A 22,709-nucleotide genomic window follows, 5' to 3' on the forward strand; every position below is an offset into this window, starting at 1 on the left:
TTAGTCTCAGTTGCCGGATATGGCGTTAGTGCTGAGCTGAGTCGGCTTGATAAGCGTTGAGGCATTACTTTTTTCAGAGTCTTTATCTGCGAACACCTCTTTCTTCCAGCGTCTGAAGGAGTCGAATCTTTTCCTCCAATAATAGAGCCATCCCTCGGACTGTGTTGAGCGTTCTATGACGCCTGAGGAGGACGACGCCTGGACAAAAAATATCGTGTCGTCTTTTTTCTGGGTGATAAGGCCGAGGTGGTTTTGCTTCTTTTGCACATCTCTAAAGAAGATTATATCACCGGGTCTCGTCTCGGATTTTTCGATTTCATACGTATATTCATATATCTTCCACGAGGGGAAGTAGTAGGGCTTAAACTCGTAGTTGGTGCCGATCAGGCTGTTTCTTGCTATCGCGCATACAAGATGGGAACAGTCTGACTCAACGAGTTTGTCAGGGTTTGCGCCCAACTTGTAACCCTTGCCGAGATAAATTTTCGAGAGGGTGGGTACATTTTTCTCCATAACGTCATATGGGTCTTCCACCGGTGGGGGGGCAACAACGGGCGGGATAGTCCTTTTCACCTCGCGGGTAGCAGAGGAGCAGCTTGTTAACACAATTAATGAAATAATAACCACAAACGCCTTATAATGTCGCCTAATCATAATATATAACCTCCGTCAATTTATTGGCTGCCACCGTCGTGTTCTCACACGCCATAACCGCAAAGACACAGGCCGATGTGCCAATGTCTTAGTTCTAATTGCTGACTCACATGTTTTATATGCAATTGCCGTACCAGTTTTTTAACTGCTGCTGGTCAACACCGTCATGGAAAACGCGGTGTGCGTTTTTTAAAGAAATGTGTCAACTTCTCGTTGCTTTGTTTAGGCTGGATGGCTCTTCGTCAAATTGACAAAATCATTGGCAAAGGCATAACATTTACTCGTGGCCGGATTAACCAAACTAAAGGAAGGCACGGTTGTCGTGCTGCTTTGTGTGCTTTTGATGGGGGCGTATTCTTTCGGCGCTTATATTTATTTTAAGACGGCAGGGATAGAGTTCAGCGATTCCGCCCGATTTGGCTGGGATACGTGGGAGTATCAGTCAATGGCGGCGAATTTTGCCGCTGGACATGGCCTGAAATTCGGCGCTATCGAGGAGTTTAGTTTCTATAAATTCACCCAGACCGGCGACCAGGTCTTTGGCGATGCCGGACTTAAAGGCTATGAGAGTTTTCTTGAGATTGGAAGCCGCGGCGGTAGTTATAATTTCTACAGGACACCCGGATACCCCGTCTTTCTCGGCCTGTTATATAAGATATTCGGCGTATCGCCAAAAGTGGCGCGGGTTTCTCAGGTGTTTCTCGTAATCTTAATTGCCGCTTTTCTGCCCTTTGTTGGCTTTGCATATTGGCGGTTGAGTGGGTTTGCCGCGGGGGTCGCCTCCGGCGCTATCTTGATGAGCACGTATGTGTATATCCACAATATGCAGGACGAGCTGTTGACTGAGCCGCTTATTATGTTTTCAGCTTTTCTCTGTGTGCTTATGTTCGTTCTATGGGAAAAAAGAAAGTCGTCTGCCGCCGCCGCTGCCCTGCTTGGTGCTGTCATGGGGGCGGGAATTCTGGTTAAGGGTTCTCTTATTTTCACGCCGGTTCTGACGTTTTTTTATTTCCTGTATTTGGTTAGACGGCGGCGGCTTGGGCCTGTGCCGCTTTTGGCCTTCGTATTGGGGGTCGCGTTTGTTATCATTTCGTGGTCGGCGTTTGCCAGCGTAAAAGAGGGTAGGGCAATCTTTATCTCCACCGAGGGCGGGCAGCTCCTGCTTGAGACCAACAGCACTGTCTCAAAAGACGGCACATGGCACGCCAAACCCCTTGACGCGTTTTATCAAAGGCCAGAAATTAAACCGCTTCCAGGCCCGATTAAGGTCGTTTTGTATTATCTGAACCATAGAAATCTGTTGCCCTCAATATTCGTCAACAAGATAAACTCAGGATTTAGCGGGTTCTTTTTTTTCAAAGCCGCCGTCCTGTTTCTCCTTTACGCAATGATTATGAGTACGCTTAGATTTTTTGATAGCGTTAGTAAATGGATAAAAAATATTTTGGCGTTTTTGTTGGTAATTTATATAGTATGGACAGTCTTTGCGGTTTGTGTGGTGGTGTTTAAATTAAATCTGCCACCGGTTGCCGCGCTGGTTTTTGCTAATATTATTAATCTCATGCCAGGTGCCACACTTCTCATCTATATATTTATCGTGTATTTTTGCGTATCCTATGTGATTACTAAGAAATCTTACGTCAATGTCCCCGCGTCATTTGCGATATTATTTTTGAATTTCTTTCTGATTACGATAATCTTCTACGGGCATCCGAGGCATGTCAAGGTCATTGATTTTATATTTATTCTGATGGCAATGCAGGGTGTCTTCAGGGGAATAAGGATCAACGACGAAGGGGGATAATCCCCCTTCACCCCGTATTTTTGCCAACGTTTTATTTATTGATTTTCATCTGCCGCCCGTTGGCGGCTTCAGGACTCTGTGTCTGCACGTACCATTTCGGCAGGTTATAGCCTATGCCAATTGTCGTGGGTTTGATACCCATGAATTTTTTGTTCACGACAACAAGTGCATCAGGGACATAGAGAAACACGTACGGGAGTTCATCAGCAAGGATTTCCTGAATTTTATAGTATGCCGCCTTGCGCTTTTCAATGTCGAACGTACGCCGACCTGTCTCAAGGAGTTCATCAACTTCGGGGTTAGCATAACTTACGAAATTGAACTCCTTCTCCTTTGTCTTGCTTGAGTGCCAAATATCATACTGGTCGCCGTCCATCCCTATCCCCCAGCCAAGGATTACGGCGTCAAACCGCTTTTTGTCAATAAATTCATTCAGAAACGTGCTCCACTCAAGGGCGCGAATGTTTACCTTTATGCCGACTTGCTTGAGTTTCCACTGGATAATCGCGGCGGTCTTCATTCTGAGGGGGTTGCCCATATTCGTAAGGATGGTAAACTCAAACGGGACGCCGTTGTTAGTTAAAATACCACCAGCGCCGTCCTTCCAGCCAGCCTCAGCAAGCAGGGTTTTTGCCCTTTCGGGGTCAAACGGGTATTTTTTTACTGCAGGGTTGTATGGCCATGTGTTCGGTACGTACGGGCCGGTTGACGCCGTGCCAAGTCCATAGAGCACAATGTCTATTATCTCCTCTTTATCTATCGCATAGGCGATTGCCTGTCTGACCCGTTTATCTGCGAAAAAAGGATGCTTTAAATTGAATCCGAGGTATGTATAGGAGAAGACCGGATAGCGGTATTTATTAAAATGGGCATTAAAATACGGGGAGTCAGTCTGCCTCTTGTATTGAATCGGCGTAACCCCCATGAGGTCAACCTCCCCGGCCTGAAGCGCCATAAACATGGTGGATTGGTCTGGTATTACCCTGTAAACATACTTGTCTATATAGGGGCGGCCCTCGAAATAATCATGGTTGGACGACAGCGTAAGCTCCTGCCCGCTGACCCATGTGTCGAGTTTATACGGCCCCATGCCGATGGGATTTCTGATTAACGGGGTCTTGGTTATATCCACACCCGCAAGGAGGTGTTTTGGTAAAATCACAAGGTCACCCCAACTGTTCAGTGCCGGTGCGAAGGGTTTGCCGTATGTCACCCTGAATGTGTGGTTGTCGGGGGTCTCGGCGGTCTTCACCTGCAAGAAATCCTCTTTATATGGCGTAGGGGTCTTGTCGCTGATGATTGTCTGATAGCCGAAGAGGACATCTTCGGCGGTAAATGCTGTGCCGTCTGTCCAGTGGACGTCTTTTCTCAGGTGAAAGGTAATAGTGAGGCCGTCGGAGGAGATGTCCCAGCTTTCTGCAAGGTCACTAATAGTGCTGAGGTCAGGGGCATATTTTACGAGGCCATTAAAGATATTGCCGGAGACGGAGTGCGAGGCGCTGTCACCAGCCAGCACGGGCAGAAGGACATTCGGCTCTGCCGTCACGCCTTCAACCAATGTGCCCCCATAGGCGGGCTTGCCATCTGAGGCAGGTTGAGGCAAAGGGGCTGCCTGATTTTGCCCCCCCGTCCGCGAATCACACTCGCACAGGATAAGGGTCAATATTAAAAATAATATCTTTGCGATATGTATGGTTTTCATTATAATTTTAGTTTCTACAGATGATCAGATATTTAACAAACCATTTTCGAAATCAATCTCTTCCTGAAAAGGGATGTCTGGTTGTCCTATAATCAGTGGAGGCTTGCCTATTTTACCATTAAGGTTTATCAGATATTTATCAAAAGTGTCTATAATGGGGATTTCGGCCTCTATAGCGGACGCTATATGTATTGCGTCATTAGGTCGAAGGGCACCGTAATCCCATAATAGATTTCTTGATGATTCCGCGATGTGACGGTCAACGTTAATCAGGACGATATATTCGTTATCAAAAAAACTACAAATCTCATCTGACTTACGTCGGTCTATTTTTGGCTCAGTCCTTAAATAGATTACCTCAGCCATAGTCAATACGGATGTCACTATTTTAATCTCTCCCGCTTCGGCTTTTGCAATGACTCCTTCACACTTCTCATATCCCGATTCTTTTTTTAGCCAACGTAAACAACAACACGAATCCCAATACCGTAGTTTCAATAACTATTCTCCTAATATGCCGCATATTTGCTCGGCAGATGGAATATCTTCTTTTTTCCTAAACAATCTCAATTTACGGACTTGAATAGTTTTAGGTGTCCCATATTGATCATAACTAATCATACCGAATACATATATGCGTTGTCCAAACGCCTTAGCCGCTACATCCAATGCCTCGCAACGGAGGTTCTCCGGAATATAACATCTGACAGGTCTATCGTCTAAAGAATCATAAATCGTAAATTTAAGGCCGCCTCTTTCTGAGATAGTTTGTAGTGTCCCCTCTACCGAACCTAAACTCTTGTAACGCAAACCCAAAATTGTATCAATGTTAGCGGTAGCACGCCTTGTTAAGACATGGAAACCTCTATTAATAGCGATATTAATTTCAGTGAGTTCATCGCTTCCCGCACTCGAAACAGACACAAGATTCTGTAAAAGTTCCAATGCCTTATCAGTAAAATATGCCGGTCTCTCGGTTTTATTTTCTAAATTAGTGATGCCATAGTGTAACGCGTCAACTGTTTTTTCAATAATATCGATATTTTCTTCTTTAACTACTGGATTATTAAGTAATATTACACTACCATGCCTGACAGTTACAATCCATTTTACAGGTTCTCTCATGCCAGAGACTTGTGCCGATATCTCAGTGACAAAGTCATAAAACGCGCTGATGCTGTCCCTCAGCTTATCAGACGTAATATTCTCGCCCTTTAAGGCAAGCGCAATTGTATTGTTTATTGTTTTGCCCATCATGCCGGAGGATATTCCAGATTCTGTCACTATATGTCCTGTCATAGTCTCCTCTTCTTGGGTTTTCACACTACTTGCTGCCATGATTATAGAGTAACAATTATGGTTGGGCTTGTCAAGGGTGCAAGTGTCTGAAGATAACATATTCCAGCACCGGTACGATAAGATAAAGCAGGACTGCCGGGATTATTTTTTTATACAGCCCCCATACGTCCGCCTTAAAATAGTACCTCGTCAGAATCAGGCATACGTGCACCGGCGACAACAGCACACCCGCGTAACCGGCCGCAAAGGCAAATGAAAACGAATGCGCGTCAAGCCCCGGCAGGCTCATAAACAGCGGAAAGGCACTCCCCACAAAGGCCAGCGTAAACCCCGTCAGTATCCCCGTCACAAACGGCAGCACGAACAGTATCGGCATAAGCGGTATATGGCGGGCTATGAAATAATTATTGATATTCACCACGGCGCCTGACCTGTCAAGGGTGGTAAGAAACAGCATCACCCCCAAAATCAACAGTACTACCTCCCTGTTAAACCCATAGCGCAATACCTCCAACATCTTCGTAAAACTGTACCGGAAATAAATCATCAGCATGAAGACCATCGCAACCAGGGCATAGTGCAGCTTTACGCCGAATACGATAACCAGCACAAGCAATATAACAAAGGGCATAAAACTCAGTAGCGCCCTGTATGACCGGTTCTCGACTTTAGGAAATTGACCCCTTACGCCCTTCATGCAAAACAACAGGCCTATTGCCATCATGGCCACGGCATAGCTGAGGTTTAAGACAACCATCTCCCTCATCCCGACATGGGTAATCAGCGTGGCCAGTATGAGGCCCGGATAAAGCGGCAGGATGGACTCCCATGGATGTCTGTACCAATAGTTGGTAAAGGCCTTATCCTCCTGAGTTAAATCAAGCCCCCTTGCTGAGTCATCCACCATCGGACAGGAAAAATACGCCCCACCTATTGACGGCAACATCCCGATTAACAGGGGCATAGAGATGAGTACGCATTTCTTGTTTCGTAACACGCCCTTTACCGCCTGGGTCATCACGTTGAGTATGTTGTTCTCTCTTAGAATCATCTCAAGCATCCTGATAAACGCCAGGGCAACAGTAAGCTCAAGTGTTTTCTGAGACACTATGGCAGAGTAAACAGTCGCGGCTATGGCGGCCGGTCTCATCAGATATATGGCAAAAATGATTGAGGAGGCGGCGGTCAACACATAGCCGACGTGCCATTTCATCCTAAGAAGCACTATCATCACCACAAACACCGCGGTTATCCCGATTATGTCAAACATCAGCTCATCCCCTTTGCACGAAGGAACTCCTCAACCAGTGAGGCGGCCTTGTCCTTTGAGTCTATCACCCCCTCAAGGGTTTTTAATTCGATAGCGCTAAGGATAACGCTAAACAATGGCGACGGAGCAAGGCCAAAAGTCTCTATTAAATCCCTGCCTGTGATAAACCGCGGGGCGGTCTTTCGGGGAAGGTATTCACACTCGTAAAAATCCAGAATGTCCCCGCATATGATTAGGGTATCTTCATGGCCTTGGGGCTTTGCGCTTGCGTCCGCCGCCCACACGATAACAAGGGCGTAGATATTGTCTCCAACGGCGTTTAAAAGCCTGATGAGAGGTTTTTTCATTGAGGCAAGGACGTGGTGCCCAGCTTGTTTGAACGCCAAAATCCTCATGTGGTGCTTTACGAGCATGGTTACGAATTCGGTCTCTTTTGCGGAGGCCTTAAATCTGCTCAATACCTCGGCGGCAATCCCCGTGCCTTCGTGTTCGTGGCGATGAAACGTGCAATCTCCATCTGCTGAGAGCCGCCGCGTTGGATATTTCCCTGCGTCGTGAAGCAGTATGGAGAGTTTTATGAGGGCACCTTTGTGTGGTGACATTGCCAGCCACGCATCAAGGTTGCCGGGAGTCTGCAATGGATTGTTAATTATCTCGTCGGCAGCCTCATATGCGGCCATCGTGTGGTCAAACACGTCGAGGTGATGAAAGCGGTTTTGTTTCAGGCCCCTGAGTGGTTCAAGCTCTGGCAGCAGCACCAAAAGAAGGCCGGTCTCACACGCTGATTTTATAATTTCTGTGCAGTGGCCGGTGCTCAGGAGCATCTTAAGCTCTGCCCACAGACGTTCGGCGGCAGCCACTGAAATCAGCCCCCTGAGGTCAGAAATTGAGGTAAGTGTATCGTGTTCGATGGTAAAGCCTAGCTCTGCCGCCACCCTGAAGGCCCTCAACAGCCTGACAGGGTCTTCGGCCAGATTATCCCTTGAAACCATCCTGATTATTTTGTTATCAATATCGGCCAGTCCGCCAGTTACATCAATTACGGTATGCGTGGGATCAAAAATCGAAACGGCAAGGGCATTGACCGTAAAATCACGGCTGCTGAGGTCGCTCCTGATGCTTCCTCCCCTTAGGGAAGTAAAATCAAATATGCAGTCCCCTTTTACGACCCTTGCGGTTGGAAATCTCTCATGCAGCACCACATATGCCCCGTTTATGGCGTCGGCAAAGCGTTTCGCATTAGAAAAAGGACTGTCGCCAAGGACAAAATCGTAGTCCCGTATCTTCCGGTTCAGGATGAAATCCCTGACCGTACCGCCCACCAAATAAGCCTCGCGGCATGAGCCAAGGTGCCTCATCAGGATGTCAATATAGGGTATCTTATTAGTCACCGCTGCAACCGGGGAGTTTGTCCTTCTATATGAACGCCCTTGACTGGATTGCCGCTATGCGGGCTGTTGAGCTGTCCGTCAACCCGGCCAAGGCAGCCTCATCGGTATCAAGATGCAGCTCAAGCGTATAGTCAGGGCCTACCCTGACAAAGACATCACTGAGTATGGTGTCTGAGATGGCCACACTTATGACGTCATGGTCTCTGATACCGTACGAAAGGGCGTCTTCGGGGCTCATGTGGCAATGTCTCCGGGGGCAGATGGCACCGTTGTCAACTTTTACTGTGCCGACAGGCCCAACAATCGTAACAGAGGCCGCGCCGTCAAGGTCGCCGGAGAGCCTTACAGGGGCGTTTATGCCGAGTTTAAACTCCTCCGTGCGGCTTATCTCCACCTGCGTCTCTCTTTTGAACGGGGCAACTATCCTGACGTCTTTTATTGTGCCCATAGGGCCTGCCAAACTAAGTGTCTCTTCGGCGATAAACGACTGCGGCTGCCTGAGCTGGTGTTTCTTTGTAAGTGTCTTTCCCTCGCCAAAAAGCGCGGTGAAGTCTGCTTCGCATAAGTGGACATGGCAGCCTGTAACATAAACTGGAATCTGTCTTGTTGTTTTCGGGGTGGGTGTTGTCTGTCGCAGGGCCAGGGCATGGAGGGTCTCTCTGGCAATCATTCGTTCTTCGTCAGCGGCTACGACAAGGATTTTAACTGGTGCGCCTTCAGCGGAGATTTCCTCAATATGGCCCCTCTTAACCTTTGCCCTCTCGTTTGCCTCTTTTGAGATGATAAGGCCAATATTGTCAAGGCCGTGGCATACCCTGCCGCGAATCGCCGCCGAGTTTTCGCCGATTCCAGCCGTGAATATCAGCGCGTCAATACCGCCCAACACAGCCGCATACGCGGCAATGTATTTTTTTAGCCGGTAGCAAAACAATGACACCGCGGTCTTTGCCCTGGCGTTACCGGCGTCGGCGGCGTCAAGTATTTCTCTCATATCGTTACTAAGTCCTGTGAGACCTTTAAGCCCACTTTCCTTGTTCAGCAAGTTATCAATGTCCTTGACGCCGAGCCCGGCGTTTAACAGATAAATCAGTACTCCTGCGTCAATATCGCCGCTTCGCGTGCCCATGACAAGGCCCTCCAAAGGGGTCATCCCCATGCTCGTGTCAACACTCGTGCCGTGGTCTATGGCGCATATGGAGTCCCCGTTGCCAAGATGGCATGATATGATTCTCAGTTCCCGCACGCTGCGCTTAAGATATGCCGCCGCCATCAATGAGACGTAATTGTGGTTCGTACCGTGAAACCCGTAACGGCGGATGTTTTCACCTATGTGGTATTTTTCCCCAATATCGCGGGAGATGGCGTATAAGAACGCGCTCTCAGGCATGTTCTGATGAAAGGCCGTGTCAAAAACCGCTACCGCGCCCTTGTGCGGCAGGAGTTGCCGCATCGCCTCAACTCCGGCAAGGTTATAGGGATTGTGAAGCGGTGCAAGGGGGATACACTGCCTGATGCCCTCAATGACATCGTCAGTTATCACCGCCGAGTTCTTAAACTTATCCCCGCCATGCACTACCCTGTGCCCTATGGCGTCTATTTCGTCAAAGGCGGCGATAGCGCCCATTGAAGTGTCGGTCAGGGCGGCCTCCATGTCAGCGAAGGCCTTAGGGAAATCATGGACTTCAACTTCTCTTTTCACCTCTGATTTTTGTGATTTTATCTTGTGGTATGACGCGCTTGTGCCGATTTTCTCTATAAGGCCCTCCATAAGGGGGACGGGATTAGACGTGTCAAAGAGCGAGTATTTTAATGAAGAGCTGCCGCAGTTAATAACCAGAATCTTTGCCGGTTTAAGCACGGATGAGAAGTTTAAATCATAGGGGTCGGGGTTTTCCTGTCTTGACGCCTTGTATAGGGCGATAATGGCCTCATTCTGAGCCTTTTGAAGCATTCTTTTATTAATCAGCGCGGCCATTTTAGCGATGGCCGCTGTGTTTGCCACAATCACCTGAGATAATATATCGCGGTCAAGGGCGATACAGCGTGTGGATGCAACGGCAATAACATCGGCCACCTCAGGCTCACCCGTGATAATGGACATCTCACCAAATACATCGCCTGATTTTAATGTGGCGGTGAATAATTTACCGCCCATGGAGTCCATAAAAATCACCTCGCCCCTGCCTTCTATGATGATATAGAGAAACCTGCCCGGCTGCCCTCGCGATATTATCTTTTGTCCTGAGGAGTAGTCAGCAACCGTTGAGACCGCAAGTAGCTCATTAAGTTCACTATCCGTAAGGTCTGAAAAATAATGACTCGCCATAAGAAACGCCTTTGTATCCATTTCGCCACACTCCTTCTATTTAGTAATACATTTAACTATCTCACCCACATACATCCTGTGATAATCCTTCAGCGGGTAGTTGGCCTCTATTGCCGGGTCAATGAAACGGCCTGGGTCTATGTCGTGGGTATATATCTTTCTGCACAGAAACACGAGGCGAGCCTCCTTAAAATATACCGTCTCGTCGCCAGCAATGGGGGTAAGGCCAGTCCCGGCCATCTTGTCTGTGTCTCTGCCTGAGTGCGTGCCGCAGAAAAGGAGCGTTTTCTTGTACTCCTCCGCAAAGAAAGAGAGACTGAACATGGGGGATTTTTCCATAAAGCCATACGTATGGCGGGTAGGGCGCACGACACAGGTGCAAATCTTTTTTGCCCACATGACGCCAAACCCACCCCAGCTTGCCGTCATCGTGTTAAAAGACTCCGCAGTGCCGGCCGTAACGAGCATCCACTGGCTGCCAATGGCCTTAAAGGGATTATCCGGCAGCTCCTCAGGGTCTGCCTCAATGAACTCATCTGACATAAATATCTCCTTATTGCATTTGTTATCAACTGTTTAATATAACATACCTAAGCAATAAATTTATCGCCTGCTGAGTTTGTAAAGAAGAGGGTGGGGCGGGTGTGCCGTAAGCCCAAACGTGTGAAAAAAATTATCCTCAATTATCTATTACTACCATGACACTTTCAGGTGAAATACTGTACAATACCACAAGAGGAGATGTCTGCCGGCTGAAACGCAATGGAACAAAATCTTTACGACATGATAGCGGATTATATGGAGAAGGGGTTTTTGGACAACATCATTGATATGTTCAAATATGAGCCGGAGGTCTATCCGGCGGTGCTCCGGCTGATGGGCGACGAGCGAATGCGTGTGCGCATTGGGGCTATAGCCCTTCTTGAGTCCTTGGCCGGGATGAACTTTGTCCATCTTGGGGAGATTGCCGATTCTATAGCGCCACTTTTGAAATCGGAGACTACACTTATCAGAGGTGACTCGGCCTATGGCCTTGGCATAATAGGCGTAAAAAGACATATACCGCAGTTGCAGTGCCTGTTAAACGACGAAATACCGGACATAGTCGAAACGGCCATTGACTCAATCGCGGCGATAGAACAAAGGGAGGCATGAGGTAACTAAATGATTAAGGGGCATAGGCGTGGATAGAATATCTCAACCGTTGTTTGTCATAGCGGCACTGGTGGTGTTTGCCGCCGCGGCAGCCATCATATATGTATATCTGAAGAGGAAGGAAAAGAAAGAGGCCTTTGATGAGATCGTCGAAAATGCCGGCAGGCTATTTGAGGAGCGCTCCTCCTCAAAGGCGCTGCAGGGGCATCAGAACGTCCTGGAACAGATAAACAAAAAGAGTAACCCGTTGCTCTACGCCCAGGTAAATCATCGTATTGGAATCAGCTACAGAAGGCTTGCCGAGGAGGCAGATAACGAGAAGAATCTAATCCTGGCCATAGACTCATATGAAGAGGCACTGTCGGTATATGCCGGAGGCACGGTGGCAACAGTGCCAAATGAAGAAATGCCGTCCGACGAGTATGCCATGATATGGTTTGATATAGGAAACGCCCTGTGGGCGCTGTCGGAACTGAGAGACGAACAGGTAAACATTCAAAAGGCAATCAACGCCTATGAGCATGTATTAAAGATTTATAACATGGAAAATAACCCCGTGAAATACGGCACAGTGCAAAACAGCCTTGGCCTTGCCTACTGGGAGTTGTCGCCGCTCAGCAACAAAGAGGAAAATCTGTCAAAAGCCGCAGCGGCCTATGAAGAGGCTATAAGAAGCGGGACGTTCGATAAGTACCCTCGTGCCTGTGCCGAGATTAACCACAACATAGGCCTCGTCCTTTGGGAACTCTCCGCGCTCAGAGACAAAAAAGAGAACCTGACAAAAGCAGCCGACTTCACCGAGGCATCCATACGGTTAATTGACATGGACAAAGACCCTGTCCAATATGCCATAGCACAAGACCACCTTGCCGGCATCTATGACGACTTATCAGAGGTAACTGACAACAAGGCCGAAACCCTGATAAAGGCCGTCGCCGCCTACGAAGAGGCCCTAAAGGTTCGCACCCCGGTCGAATATCCGATTGAATACGCAGTCCTAAAAAACTGCATGGGAAACACCTTTGGGGCATTAACTGACAGTGGTGGCAGTGAAGTATATATGATGAAGGCCGTAGCGGCATTTAAAGACGCCCTCAAAATATACACCCCCGAAGACTTTCCGAAAGACTACGCCATGACGATGAACAACCTTGGCAATGCCTATACGCTCCTGTCAGAAAAACAAGAAACAGAGGGGAATCTTAAACTGGCTGTCTATGCGTTTAAAGAGGCGCTCAAAATATTCTCGCCAGAGGAATTAGAGTACTTCTATACACAAAGCAACATGGGAAACGCCTTCCTTGCCTTGTCTGAGGTGTGCGACAAAGAGGAAAATCTCATGAAGGCAGTACGCTCATACGAAAAGGCGTTGAAAATCGAAACCGCAAATCAGTTCCCGTTTAAATATGCCCAAACACAGTATAATCTTGGAATTGCCTGCCATGCCCTGTCAAATATGCAAAATAAAAAGGAAAATCTCAACAAGGCCGCATACGCATTCGAAAAGGCTATGGGCGTCTACACCCCCGAGGACAACCACATGAAATACGCTGAAATAAAGAACAGACTTGACTCTATCCTCCAAAACCTGACTACGATAGGGCAATAGCCACATCCTGCAGAGGGGGATTGTCCTTGTTATCTAATACCTGGTTGCATCCAAATGAGTAATAATCATTCTTATAACATAATCATCGGCAATGTCACACAACGCGCACATATAACAAAGGCGGTTAAGCGGCAGAGACATTTTATAGGCATGACGGTTTACTTATTAATGGGTACGTAAGTATGAGGACATGCTCTCGCACAAAATGGCCTTTCATTCATGGTTGACTTGTCGTCATTCCGGCTTGTCCGGAATCCGTTTCTACGCATCCTCAAGGCAAATAAGATTCCGGACAAGCCGGAATGACAGACTAAGGTAAATTCATTGCGATTTAGCAGTAGGCAATGTCACCTTACTAATGTACGCCTTAGTACTTATGTCCCTAATTCTATCACAAACTCCGCCCCGCCATCTACATTGCTGACCTCAAGGCTGCCGCCCATGTTTGTCTCAATGATTGTTTTTGACATATATAGTCCAATCCCAGTGCCCTTTTCCCCCTTTGTCGTATAGTAGGGGTCAAAGATTTTGTCCATTATATGCTCTGGTATGCCGCCACCATTGTCTTTTATCGAGATTATTATCTTATTTCCTTCTGTATTATTAATTATATTAATATCAATCCGCCCCTGTATCGTATCTCCAGCGTCTCTTTTTGAAGTAATGGCGTCTTTTGCGTTATTAATAATATTCAGTATCACCTGTTTAAACTCATTGGGGTATCCTTCTGTAACAAGTATTGTATCTTGAGAAGTTATCATGGAAATATCCACATCGCTTTTCTTAAACATCTGTTCAAACATTGAGAGAAGTTCCTGTATGGTAGTTTTTATATCGAATCGAACTTTTTTCTTTGACGGCTTGAAAAAGTCCTTGAAGTCTTCTATCGTTTTTGACATAAAATACACTTGATTCATGGTTGTATCAACGGTCTCCTGAATATACTTCTCGTTGAGTTCTCCGTAGTTATAGGCCTCTTTAATGTCCTGCACCACCATACCTATGGCATTTAGGGGCTGCCTCCACTGATGCGCTATCAACCCTATCATCTCACCCATGGCCGCCATCTTGGATTGTTGTATAAGCATTTGCTCCTGCTGCTGCCTCTTCTGTGTTTCTTCAGCTACCAACTCCATAAGATGGTCATTTAATCTTTTCAACCGTTCTTCCATTATTTTACGCTCTGTGATGTCGGTGGAAACACCGCACAGCCCATATATTTTCCCCTCAGCGTCATAAAGAGGGCGCTTTATGGCCAAATAAATTGTTTTTTCCCCACTATTTTTCAGTATGAGATATTCTTCTATTTCAACTATTTCATTATTCTCAATTACACGTCTATCATTGCGCGAAAGTTCCTCAGCCGCCTCAGCGGTGAAGAATTTTGAATCAGTGCAACCAAGCAACTCTTCCATTGTACTGTTGGTGACTTCCAGTGCAAGACGATTCGCGTAAACATATCGTAAATCCATATCTTTGATAAAAACGCACGTGCCGACATTATCCAGGGCATCGAGAAGCCGTTTGTTATAATCATATGATTGTTTCAAATCCTCTTCCATTCTTTTACGCTCAACAGCCAGGGCGTAAATCGAGGCAAGGCGTTTTATAACATTTAAATCATCGTCGTTGTAATCTCTTTCGGCATTTGCCAGGGCAATCTGTCCTATAAGTGTATTTCCTATCACCGCGGGTACAGAGAGAAACCTCTTTATTGGAACGTGTCCTTGTGGAATTACTCCTTTATAAGACAAGTGTGTCTGAGGATTATTTGTGTAAAATCCTTCTTTTGTGTTTAACGAATGTCCCCACATTGCGTTATAACCATTCTTACCTTTGGGGAAAGCCAAACGGGTGCGCTTCGTATCCACCCTGCATATCTCCTGATTTGCCATATCACTGAAAATATGCCCGACATCCTCTTCTGTAATGGGGTCAACCTCGGACACATAACCGTGCAAACTTTCTGTGAGCCGCATAGATTTTTGATGGACTATCGCGGCAATATCGTATATGGTCTTATCAGGAGACAGCAGCGCCGCGGAGACCTCCGCGACAGCCGTCTGAAAATCAAGTTCCCTTTGAATCATAGCCTGAGCGTTTTTAATATCTGTAATATCATGAAATATCTCGAATTTATATATCGTCCCATCACTGTTTCTTAATGGAGTGTCAAACAGCGAATATGTCCTGTTATTCTTTAATGAGTGCCATTGCCACGTAACGCTTTTACCAGAAAATACCTCTTCATTTTTACACCACGCGCATGGCTCGCTCTTATCGTGGAAATACTCATGGCATTTACGTCCTTTCACTTCTCCAAAGTCGCGCATCAGCGCTCTATTGATAAAATATATTTCATGTTCTTTGGTTGTTATATACACACCGTCTTCCATTGTATCCATTATTGATTTGAGCTTGTCGCGCTCGGCACGGAGTTCTTCTTCCATGCGCTTATTTTCGGTGATGTCCTCAATCATGGCTATGCAGTAATCAACGCTACCGTCTGCGCGGCGCTTGCAATTGACAAAGAGCATCGTGTGGATAATCGCACCGTCCTTGTGAATAAATCTTTTTTCCAAATTATAGCCGTTTATTTCCCCGGCAAGGACACGGTTAAACTGCGTCACGTCTGGCTCAATATCGTCGGGATGAGTTATTTCAGCCCATGTCATACCGCGTAACTCGTCCTTGGAATAGCCAAACATTTTGGTCACTTTGTCGTTAACTTCTATCCAGCCCTTTTCTGGTGATGTTATTGCCGCCCCTACTGTGCTGAACTCAAATGCGGTGCGAAAGCGTTCCTCTGCCTCTGTCAATTCCTCAGTGCGTTTTACAACCATACGCTCAAGTTGATTTTTGTATTCTCTCAATTCCTCCTCTGCCTTCTTTCGCTCGGTAATGTCCTGAGTTGATCCTCTCAATTTCACTACATTGCCGTCAGCGTCCAACAAAGGTTCCCCTATAATGTTAGCGATTATTTCAGATTTATCAGGACGGCAAATGCGTATATCTAACTCATAAGGTTTACGTAGTTGCACCGCTTCCCCTACCACATCGTCAAAGCGCTGCCAGTCGTCGGGGTGGATATAGTTTTTGAGATCGGGGTAGAGCAGTGGGCCTTGTTTGGGATCTACACCCCATATATTGTACAGTTCTAATGACCATTTCGATTGCTGGCTTACCGGGTCATAAATAAATGTGCCAAAGTGAGCCTTAGCCTGTGCCTCTATTACGTCAAGTTCCTTTTCTTTCAGCGCGGCTTCCATCTCTTTCTTCTCTGTTATATCCTCAACTATGGCAAGATTAAGTTTTGGTTGATTTGATCGCATTTCCAATGGGATACTTGTAATGGTTACCCATGTAATTCTATTACTCTTGTGAATATATCGTTTCTCCATGCTAAAAACTGATATATCGCCTCTGTACAAACGTTCTAACCCTTCCAATTGCCGCTGAATATCATCGGGATGCGTGACTTCCTGATGTGTGCGGCAAGTCAGCTCCTCACAAGTATAACCGATAATATCGCAGTACTCCTCATTAACCTGAACAAAATTGCCGGAATCTGCCTCTGTAATGGCAGCCCCAATCGGCGCTTTCTCAAAGATAATCCTGAATCTTTGCTCACTCTCTCTAAGTTTGTCTTCTAATTCCTTTCTCTCTATCGCAACCGCATATATCGCCGCCAACCGCTCGATGACATATACGTCTCTGTCTGTATAATCCCTCGTGGAATTTGCCAGCGCTATTTGACCGACTATCTTGTTTCCCGATTTTACGGCAACGGATAAGAAATTCCTAATATCAACATGCCCGGGTGGAGTACAATTCTTATAGGACTGATGCCCTTTTGGCGTGTTGGTGAAGAAACTCTCTCCGGTGTTTAATGAGTGCCCCCACAGGGCGTTATAACCATCGGGGCCTTTAGGAAATCGGGCCGTTCGCCGCTCTTGTACAACCGTGCAGTTATTAGCCATCATCTCTGTAAGATTAATGGCGACGTTGTCTTCATTTTCGTCTATCAACGACACGTAGCCGTGTTCACTTTCGGTAAGTATTAACGACTCACCGTGTACGACTTTTGAAATGTCGTATTTATTAAATGCTGGATTTAACAGGGCTTCTGTCACCTTGGCGATTGAGGATTGAAGTGCTAATTCCTGTTTTAATTGTTCCTGCATTGCCCTTTGTTCGGTGACGTCATACACGGAGCAATAGGTTATGCCTTCTTCCGGGACAGGATTCGACATCCACATCAGACGCTTATACGAGCCGTCTTTACATAAATATCTGTTTTCAAACCGCATGACCTGATTGCCCTCAGACAATTGTTTGATTGCGTCCAATGTTGATTCTATGTCGTCGGGATGTACAAATTCCAGATATGGTTTCGATCTAAGCTCTTCAGCCGTATATCCAAGCGTTTTTTCAAACGATGGACTAAGCATTCTAAAATATCCATTAATATCGGCGGTACATAACATACTTATTGAAAGGTTAAAAAATCTGTTCAACTCTTCCTGCGCCTCTTTAGTCCGGGTAATGTCGGTGTGTATTGATATCCACACCGTGCCGTGGTGCGTATCCTCAAAAGTCGAAACGGTTGCAGAACACCAAAAATGCTCGCCTGTCTTTTTGATATTATGCACTTCGCCATGCCATGAATTTTTGTTATTTAATGATTCTATTATTTCATTTGCCACCTCTTCGGGAGTTTTATCGGTGGGGGCGTTGACTACGGAGATATTCCTGCCGATTAACTCGCCGGCATCATAGGCAAACATCTGCTCAAACTTCTGGTTGCAATAAAGGATTATTCCATCGTCGGCCCTGATAAGAACGACGCCCTCAGCCATATTGGACATTACTTCGTCCTGAAGCCTATGCTCTAAGACTAATTTATCCTGAGACGCCTCAAGCTCTCCCACCCTTGCTTGTAGCTCTTCTATAAGTTTGTCTTTCGCCTTATCGTCGTCTTTCACAAAGAAACCCCGCCTTTAATTGAATGTACGTTCTGATGGATGCTGACAAATAAATTCTACCACATATTGATGGGGAATTGCAAAATAAAAAGAGCATCCTTCGACAGGCTCAGGATGATTCGATTGTGGATGATTCGATTGTTCAAGTAACTTATATCTGTTCAAGTACCTTATATCGAATCATCCTGAGCCTGTCGAAGGATGCCCCGCACCCAACGTTATCACGAACTCCGCCCCGCCATCTACATTGCTGACCTCAAGACTACCGCCCATATTTGTCTCGATGATTGTTTTTGACATATATAGTCCAATCCCCGTGCCTTTTTCCCCCTTTGTTGTATAGTAGGGGTCAAAGATATTATTTATTATGTGCTCCGGTATGCCGCCGCCGTTGTCTTTTATTGAAATTATTATCTTGTCTATTTCTGTATTATTGATGATATTAATATCAATCCGCCCCTGTATCATTTCACCATCATCTCTTTTTGAAGTAATGGCGTCTTTTGCATTATTAATAATATTGAGTATCACATGTTTAAACTCATTTGGGTACCCATCTGTAATAAGTATTGTATCTTGCCCTGTTCTAATAGAAATATCTACATCGCTTTTCTTAAACATCTGTTCAAACATTGAGAGCAGTTCCTCAATTGTAGTTTTTACATTGAACTTTACCTTTGCCTTTGACGGTTTGAAAAAGTCCTTGAAATCATCTATCGTCTTTGACATAAAATGTACTTGATTCATGGTTGTATCAACAGTATTTTTTATATAATCCGCATTGAGTTCTCCGAAATTATAAGCCTCGTTTATGTCTTGTACCGTCATGCCTATGGCGTTTAGAGGCTGCCTCCATTGATGGGATATCATGCTTATCATTTCACCCATCGCCGCCATTTTTGATTGCTGAATCAGCATCTGCTCATGTTGCCGCCTTTTCTGGGTTTCTTCCACTACTGCACTTTCAAGTTCGATATTTAACCTCCTCAGTTCCTCTTCCATGCGTTTACGCCTTGTGACGTTACGAACAACATGCACCGCGCCCATTACCTTGCCCTCAGTATCCCGGACTGGACTGAAATGAAGCTCGTACCAACTTCTGTCCAGCTTTGTGTCTCCAAATTGTTGTGTAACCGTGAAATCCTCACCGCCAAGGGCGCGGCCCCAGAAGTCCATCGCATTGGCAAGATCATCCGGAAGGTCTGCAAGCGCTTGTCTCATCGAGTCGCCTTTGTTGAGATCCACGCCAAATATGCGCTTGAACTCATCGTGGAAGGCGGTATTAAACATCACATACCGGTACTCTGTGTCCATCATAGCGATGACATCCCTTGTGCTTTCCATGATTTTAAAGAGTTGTTCGCTGACCCCGTTTAACTCTTCCTCCACGAGCTTGCGTTCAGTGACATCCTGCAGGATTCCAACGGCCTCCTTCGCCCTGCCTTCATTGTCAAACAGGAATTGAACCCTTACATATACCCATTTTATCTGGCCATCCACAATGATGCGGTGTTCCCATTCACCCGGACCTCCACCGTTCATTGCAGCAGACCACGATTTCATGACAGACGCCTTGTCTTTTGGGTGCATACTGTCAATGCCCGTCTGCATTGTGAGTTTCATATTGCGTGGATGTCCATAGATATTGTACAGTTCATCTGACCCGCTCCACTTGTCCCCATCGTCTGAAAAAACCACGCGCCAACTGCCAATGTGGGCGATTGACTGCGCTAAATCAAGGTCTGACTTACTGTTTTTTAGTTCCTCTTCCATCGCCTTTTGTTTTGTAATATCATAAGAGAAGCCGCACACACCAGCAATATTATCTCTCTCATCCTTCAGGGGAAACTTTAATGCCAGATAATATTTGCATCCCGTTTCATGTAATCCCTTTGGGTATCCTACTTCCTCAAACTCCATCACATTGCCGGTATCCATAATATGCCTGTCATTGGCACGAAGCTGTTGCGCCATCTTATTATCAAAGAAATCGTAGTCCGTATATCTCCGGTTTCCTAATTCCGCCCTGGTTACATTAAACAATTCTTCCGTCATTTTATTGATAAAGGTATAATTGCTATCCTTGTCTTTAATATAAACATAGGCGTTGATGCCATCCATATATGATGAAAATAATCTCTCTGATCTCTCCAGCGCTATTTTTTCTTTCAGCAGTTCAGACGTGCGCCAGGCCACCTGCCGCCTAAGTATCATTATCCACGAGGAGATGAGAATAAGCACCACGCACATGATGCCTGCCGCCCATTTTACCTCATGCCAAGGGATTTCAGCATCCACGCCTCTTCCTGCCTCCTGACTAAAAAAACTACCTTCTTATGAAAATATTGTAACACAATCATGATCAGATCATATAGCCTCCAGCCGGAGTGCCGAGGCCGCCAACGGGCGGCAGCCCAAATTAAGTAGATAAAACGTGGGCGAGATTATGGGGTGAAGGGGGGTTACCCCCCTTCGTTTTTAATCCTTTACTCCGCGCCAATACCAATATATGCCCGAAGTTTTTCCTTTTCGAATTTCTCCTGCGCCTCTGGCTCACTGCTCATCAGCGACACCAGAATGCCTATTAAGAAGGCGGCGCCCATGGATATGAGTCCGGGGTTTTTGAGGGGAAATATGGCCTGTGGCATTTGAGCTGTCAGCTCCTTTTTCTTTGCGGCAAAGGCGGCCTTCTCATCAGTTACCGCCTTAGGGTCGGCGGCAGCCTTTTCTAACTCTTCCACCTTAGCCTTTGACTGTGTCTCGGCCTCGCTTATCTGCTTTTCTATGGCGGCCTTTTCCTTTACGTGGAATACATCAACCCACACCGTCGGGCTTATGATAATAAGTCCAACTGCCAGAATAAGACCCGTCCATATGCTGGCAACAGCGCCCTTAGTAGAGAATTTCTTCCACATTATAGACATGACAAGGGCGGGGAAATTGGCGCTGGCTGCCACAGCAAAGGCAAGCCCTACCATGAAGGCCACATTTTGCCCCTTAAACAGTATGCCCAGGAGCATGGCAGATACGCCAAGCCCGATTGTGGCCATTTTGGCAACCCTCACCTCGTCCTTTTCGTTGGCCTGCCCCCGTTTTATTACGCCCACATAGAGGTCGTGAGACAGCGCCGATGCCCCGGCCAGTGTTAAGCCCGCCACTACGGCAAGTATTGTGGCAAACGCCACAGCGGCCAAAAATCCGAGAAACACATGCCCGCCAAGTGCCTCAGCCAGCAGAGGGGCCGCCATGTTGCCGCCCTTGTCTATGGCCATTATAACCTTCTTTCCAACCAGCACCGCGGCACCAAACCCTATCGTCACCGTGAGGATATAAAAATACCCGATGAAGCCGGTGGCGTAGAAGACCGATTTTCTTGCCTGCTTAGCGTCAGGTACAGTATAAAACCTCATGAGTATATGAGGAAGGCCGGCAGTGCCAAACATTAGCGCAAGTCCCAGAGAAAACGCGTCTACGGGGCTTGTAATAAGTCCGCCGGGTTGCAGAAACTCAGGCCCGTACATTTTGGACGCACTGCCAAAAAGCTCCCCGTAATTAAACCCAAACTTTGACAGCGTAAGTATTACCAGTATCGTAGCGCCCCCAAGCAACAGTACCGCCTTTATTATTTGAACCCATGTGGTGGCCAGCATACCGCCAAAAAGGACATAGGCTATCATCAGGCATCCCACTATTAGTATGGCCCACTCATAAGGAAGCCCAAACATCAGCTTTATCAGCGTGCCTGCCCCAACCATCTGGGCAATCAGATAAAAGAGCACCGTAATGAGCGACCCCGCGGCAGCCGATGTCCTGATAGGCATACGCTTGAGCCGGTAGGCAACTACATCGGCAAAGGTATATTTGCCGAGGTTGCGAAGGGGTTCGGCTATCAGAAACATTACTATTGGCCAGCCCACGAGCCATCCAACTGAATAGATGAGGCCGTCGTAACCTTTTGTCGAGACCAGTCCGGCGATTCCCAAAAACGAGGCGGCGCTCATATAGTCCCCCGCCAGCGCCAGGCCGTTCTGAAACCCGGTGATGCTCCTTCCCGCCGCATAAAACTCCTTCGTCGTCCTCGTGCGCTTCGCCGCCCAATATGTGATACACAGCGTAGATAGCACAAACACAAAGAAAAACGCTATGGAAACAGGATGTACCTGTCCTATGATTGACTGAGCCATTGCTTATCCCTCCACCTTATCTCTTACTTTTTTTACCAGCGTGTCGTAGGTGTTATTTGCCCAGTAAACGTAAATACCGGTCAATACGCACGACATCACTATGACGCCCACGGCTATGGGAATCCCTATGGGAACACGCTCTGTGAGCATGGATGACAGAAAGGGCTTGTTAAAGGCTATCAGGCCGATGAATCCGAAGTAGAAGAATAGTTCAAGTATGGTCAGAACTATGGACACTGCGGATTTCTGTCCTGAGAGCTTTATGAAATCTTTGTCGTCCTTAAAGTTAAAGACTGCTTTGTTTGTTGACATATATAATCCTCCTTTTGT

General features: G+C 46.6%; 15 protein-coding genes. 3 read left to right on the top strand and 12 right to left on the bottom strand.

Annotated features, from left to right (window positions below; all coding sequences use genetic code 11):
* Positions 1 to 6: 6 nt before the first annotated feature.
* On the bottom strand, positions 7 to 654 hold the full coding sequence (locus tag AB7D94_RS00830; RefSeq protein WP_420263741.1) for an NlpC/P60 family protein: 648 nt from the start codon (positions 652 to 654) through the stop codon (positions 7 to 9).
* A 283-nt stretch (positions 655 to 937) separates the two neighbouring features.
* Between AB7D94_RS00830 and AB7D94_RS00835 the strand changes: the two genes are divergently transcribed.
* Positions 938 to 2,458, top strand: a complete 1,521-nt coding sequence (locus AB7D94_RS00835) for a glycosyltransferase family 39 protein (RefSeq protein ID WP_420263742.1) — start codon at positions 938 to 940, stop codon at positions 2,456 to 2,458.
* Positions 2,459 to 2,489: 31 nt separating this feature from the next.
* Here the strand turns inward: AB7D94_RS00835 and AB7D94_RS00840 are convergent, their stop codons facing one another.
* The 7 genes from AB7D94_RS00840 to AB7D94_RS00870 all read right to left on the bottom strand — a co-directional run bounded on the left by AB7D94_RS00840 (position 2,490) and on the right by AB7D94_RS00870 (position 10,989).
* Positions 2,490 to 4,061: a peptide-binding protein gene (locus tag AB7D94_RS00840; protein WP_420263743.1), complete on the bottom strand. Its 1,572-nt coding sequence runs from the start codon at positions 4,059 to 4,061 to the stop codon at positions 2,490 to 2,492.
* Positions 4,062 to 4,184: 123 nt separating this feature from the next.
* The gene (locus tag AB7D94_RS00845; RefSeq protein ID WP_420263744.1) at positions 4,185 to 4,658 is read right to left on the bottom strand and encodes a type II toxin-antitoxin system VapC family toxin; all 474 of its coding nucleotides are present in this window, start codon (positions 4,656 to 4,658) and stop codon (positions 4,185 to 4,187) included.
* A gap of 3 nt (positions 4,659 to 4,661) precedes the next feature.
* A complete protein-coding gene (locus AB7D94_RS00850) occupies positions 4,662 to 5,459 on the bottom strand; it encodes a hypothetical protein (protein ID WP_420263745.1) in 798 nt (265 codons plus the stop codon).
* A 70-nt stretch (positions 5,460 to 5,529) separates the two neighbouring features.
* A complete protein-coding gene (locus tag AB7D94_RS00855; RefSeq protein ID WP_420263746.1) occupies positions 5,530 to 6,729 on the bottom strand; it encodes a DUF401 family protein in 1,200 nt (399 codons plus the stop codon).
* Entirely contained in the window at positions 6,729 to 8,120 is a 1,392-nt protein-coding gene (locus tag AB7D94_RS00860) for a CCA tRNA nucleotidyltransferase (RefSeq protein WP_420263747.1), read from the bottom strand. Before AB7D94_RS00860 ends, AB7D94_RS00855 begins: the two co-directional genes overlap by 1 nt.
* A 25-nt stretch (positions 8,121 to 8,145) precedes the next feature.
* Complete coding sequence (locus tag AB7D94_RS00865; RefSeq protein WP_420263748.1) at positions 8,146 to 10,467, bottom strand: acetate/propionate family kinase; 2,322 nt, start codon at positions 10,465 to 10,467, stop codon at positions 8,146 to 8,148.
* A gap of 15 nt (positions 10,468 to 10,482) precedes the next feature.
* Entirely contained in the window at positions 10,483 to 10,989 is a 507-nt protein-coding gene (locus AB7D94_RS00870; protein WP_420263749.1) for a flavin reductase family protein, read from the bottom strand.
* Between the two features lie 219 nt (positions 10,990 to 11,208).
* On the opposite strand from AB7D94_RS00870, the gene AB7D94_RS00875 reads away from it, so the two are divergent.
* Complete coding sequence (locus tag AB7D94_RS00875; protein ID WP_420263750.1) at positions 11,209 to 11,601, top strand: HEAT repeat domain-containing protein; 393 nt, start codon at positions 11,209 to 11,211, stop codon at positions 11,599 to 11,601.
* 28 nt (positions 11,602 to 11,629) lie between these two features.
* On the top strand, positions 11,630 to 13,210 hold the full coding sequence (locus AB7D94_RS00880; protein ID WP_420263752.1) for a hypothetical protein: 1,581 nt from the start codon (positions 11,630 to 11,632) through the stop codon (positions 13,208 to 13,210).
* Between the two features lie 374 nt (positions 13,211 to 13,584).
* On the opposite strand, the gene AB7D94_RS00885 is transcribed toward AB7D94_RS00880, so the two are convergent.
* The 4 genes from AB7D94_RS00885 to AB7D94_RS00900 form a co-directional block, all read right to left on the bottom strand.
* Complete coding sequence (locus tag AB7D94_RS00885; protein WP_420263753.1) at positions 13,585 to 18,195, bottom strand: PAS domain S-box protein; 4,611 nt, start codon at positions 18,193 to 18,195, stop codon at positions 13,585 to 13,587.
* A gap of 180 nt (positions 18,196 to 18,375) precedes the next feature.
* Entirely contained in the window at positions 18,376 to 20,493 is a 2,118-nt protein-coding gene (locus tag AB7D94_RS00890; protein WP_420263755.1) for a PAS domain-containing protein, read from the bottom strand.
* Between the two features lie 188 nt (positions 20,494 to 20,681).
* Entirely contained in the window at positions 20,682 to 22,379 is a 1,698-nt protein-coding gene (locus AB7D94_RS00895; RefSeq protein ID WP_420263756.1) for a sodium:solute symporter family transporter, read from the bottom strand.
* Between the two features lie 3 nt (positions 22,380 to 22,382).
* Positions 22,383 to 22,691 (bottom strand): DUF485 domain-containing protein, encoded by a 309-nt coding sequence (locus tag AB7D94_RS00900; protein ID WP_420263757.1) that lies wholly within the window; start codon positions 22,689 to 22,691, stop codon positions 22,383 to 22,385.
* Between the last annotated feature and the right edge of the window lie 18 nt (positions 22,692 to 22,709).

The organism is Candidatus Magnetominusculus dajiuhuensis (assembly GCF_046044395.1).
Taxonomy (GTDB): domain Bacteria; phylum Nitrospirota; class Thermodesulfovibrionia; order Thermodesulfovibrionales; family Magnetobacteriaceae; genus Magnetominusculus; species Magnetominusculus dajiuhuensis.

Excerpts from the sequence above, each read along its gene's own strand:
- AB7D94_RS00830 (WP_420263741.1), bottom strand. The coding sequence starts at position 654 with ATGATTAGGCGACATTATAAGGCGTTTGTGGTTATTATTTCATTAATT.
- AB7D94_RS00850 (WP_420263745.1), bottom strand. The coding sequence starts at position 5,459 with ATGACAGGACATATAGTGACAGAATCTGGAATATCCTCCGGCATGATG.
- AB7D94_RS00855 (WP_420263746.1), bottom strand. The coding sequence starts at position 6,729 with ATGTTTGACATAATCGGGATAACCGCGGTGTTTGTGGTGATGATAGTG.
- AB7D94_RS00865 (WP_420263748.1), bottom strand. The coding sequence starts at position 10,467 with ATGGATACAAAGGCGTTTCTTATGGCGAGTCATTATTTTTCAGACCTT.
- AB7D94_RS00870 (WP_420263749.1), bottom strand. The coding sequence starts at position 10,989 with ATGTCAGATGAGTTCATTGAGGCAGACCCTGAGGAGCTGCCGGATAAT.
- AB7D94_RS00875 (WP_420263750.1), top strand. The coding sequence starts at position 11,209 with ATGGAACAAAATCTTTACGACATGATAGCGGATTATATGGAGAAGGGG.
- AB7D94_RS00895 (WP_420263756.1), bottom strand. The coding sequence starts at position 22,379 with ATGGCTCAGTCAATCATAGGACAGGTACATCCTGTTTCCATAGCGTTT.
- AB7D94_RS00900 (WP_420263757.1), bottom strand. The coding sequence starts at position 22,691 with ATGTCAACAAACAAAGCAGTCTTTAACTTTAAGGACGACAAAGATTTC.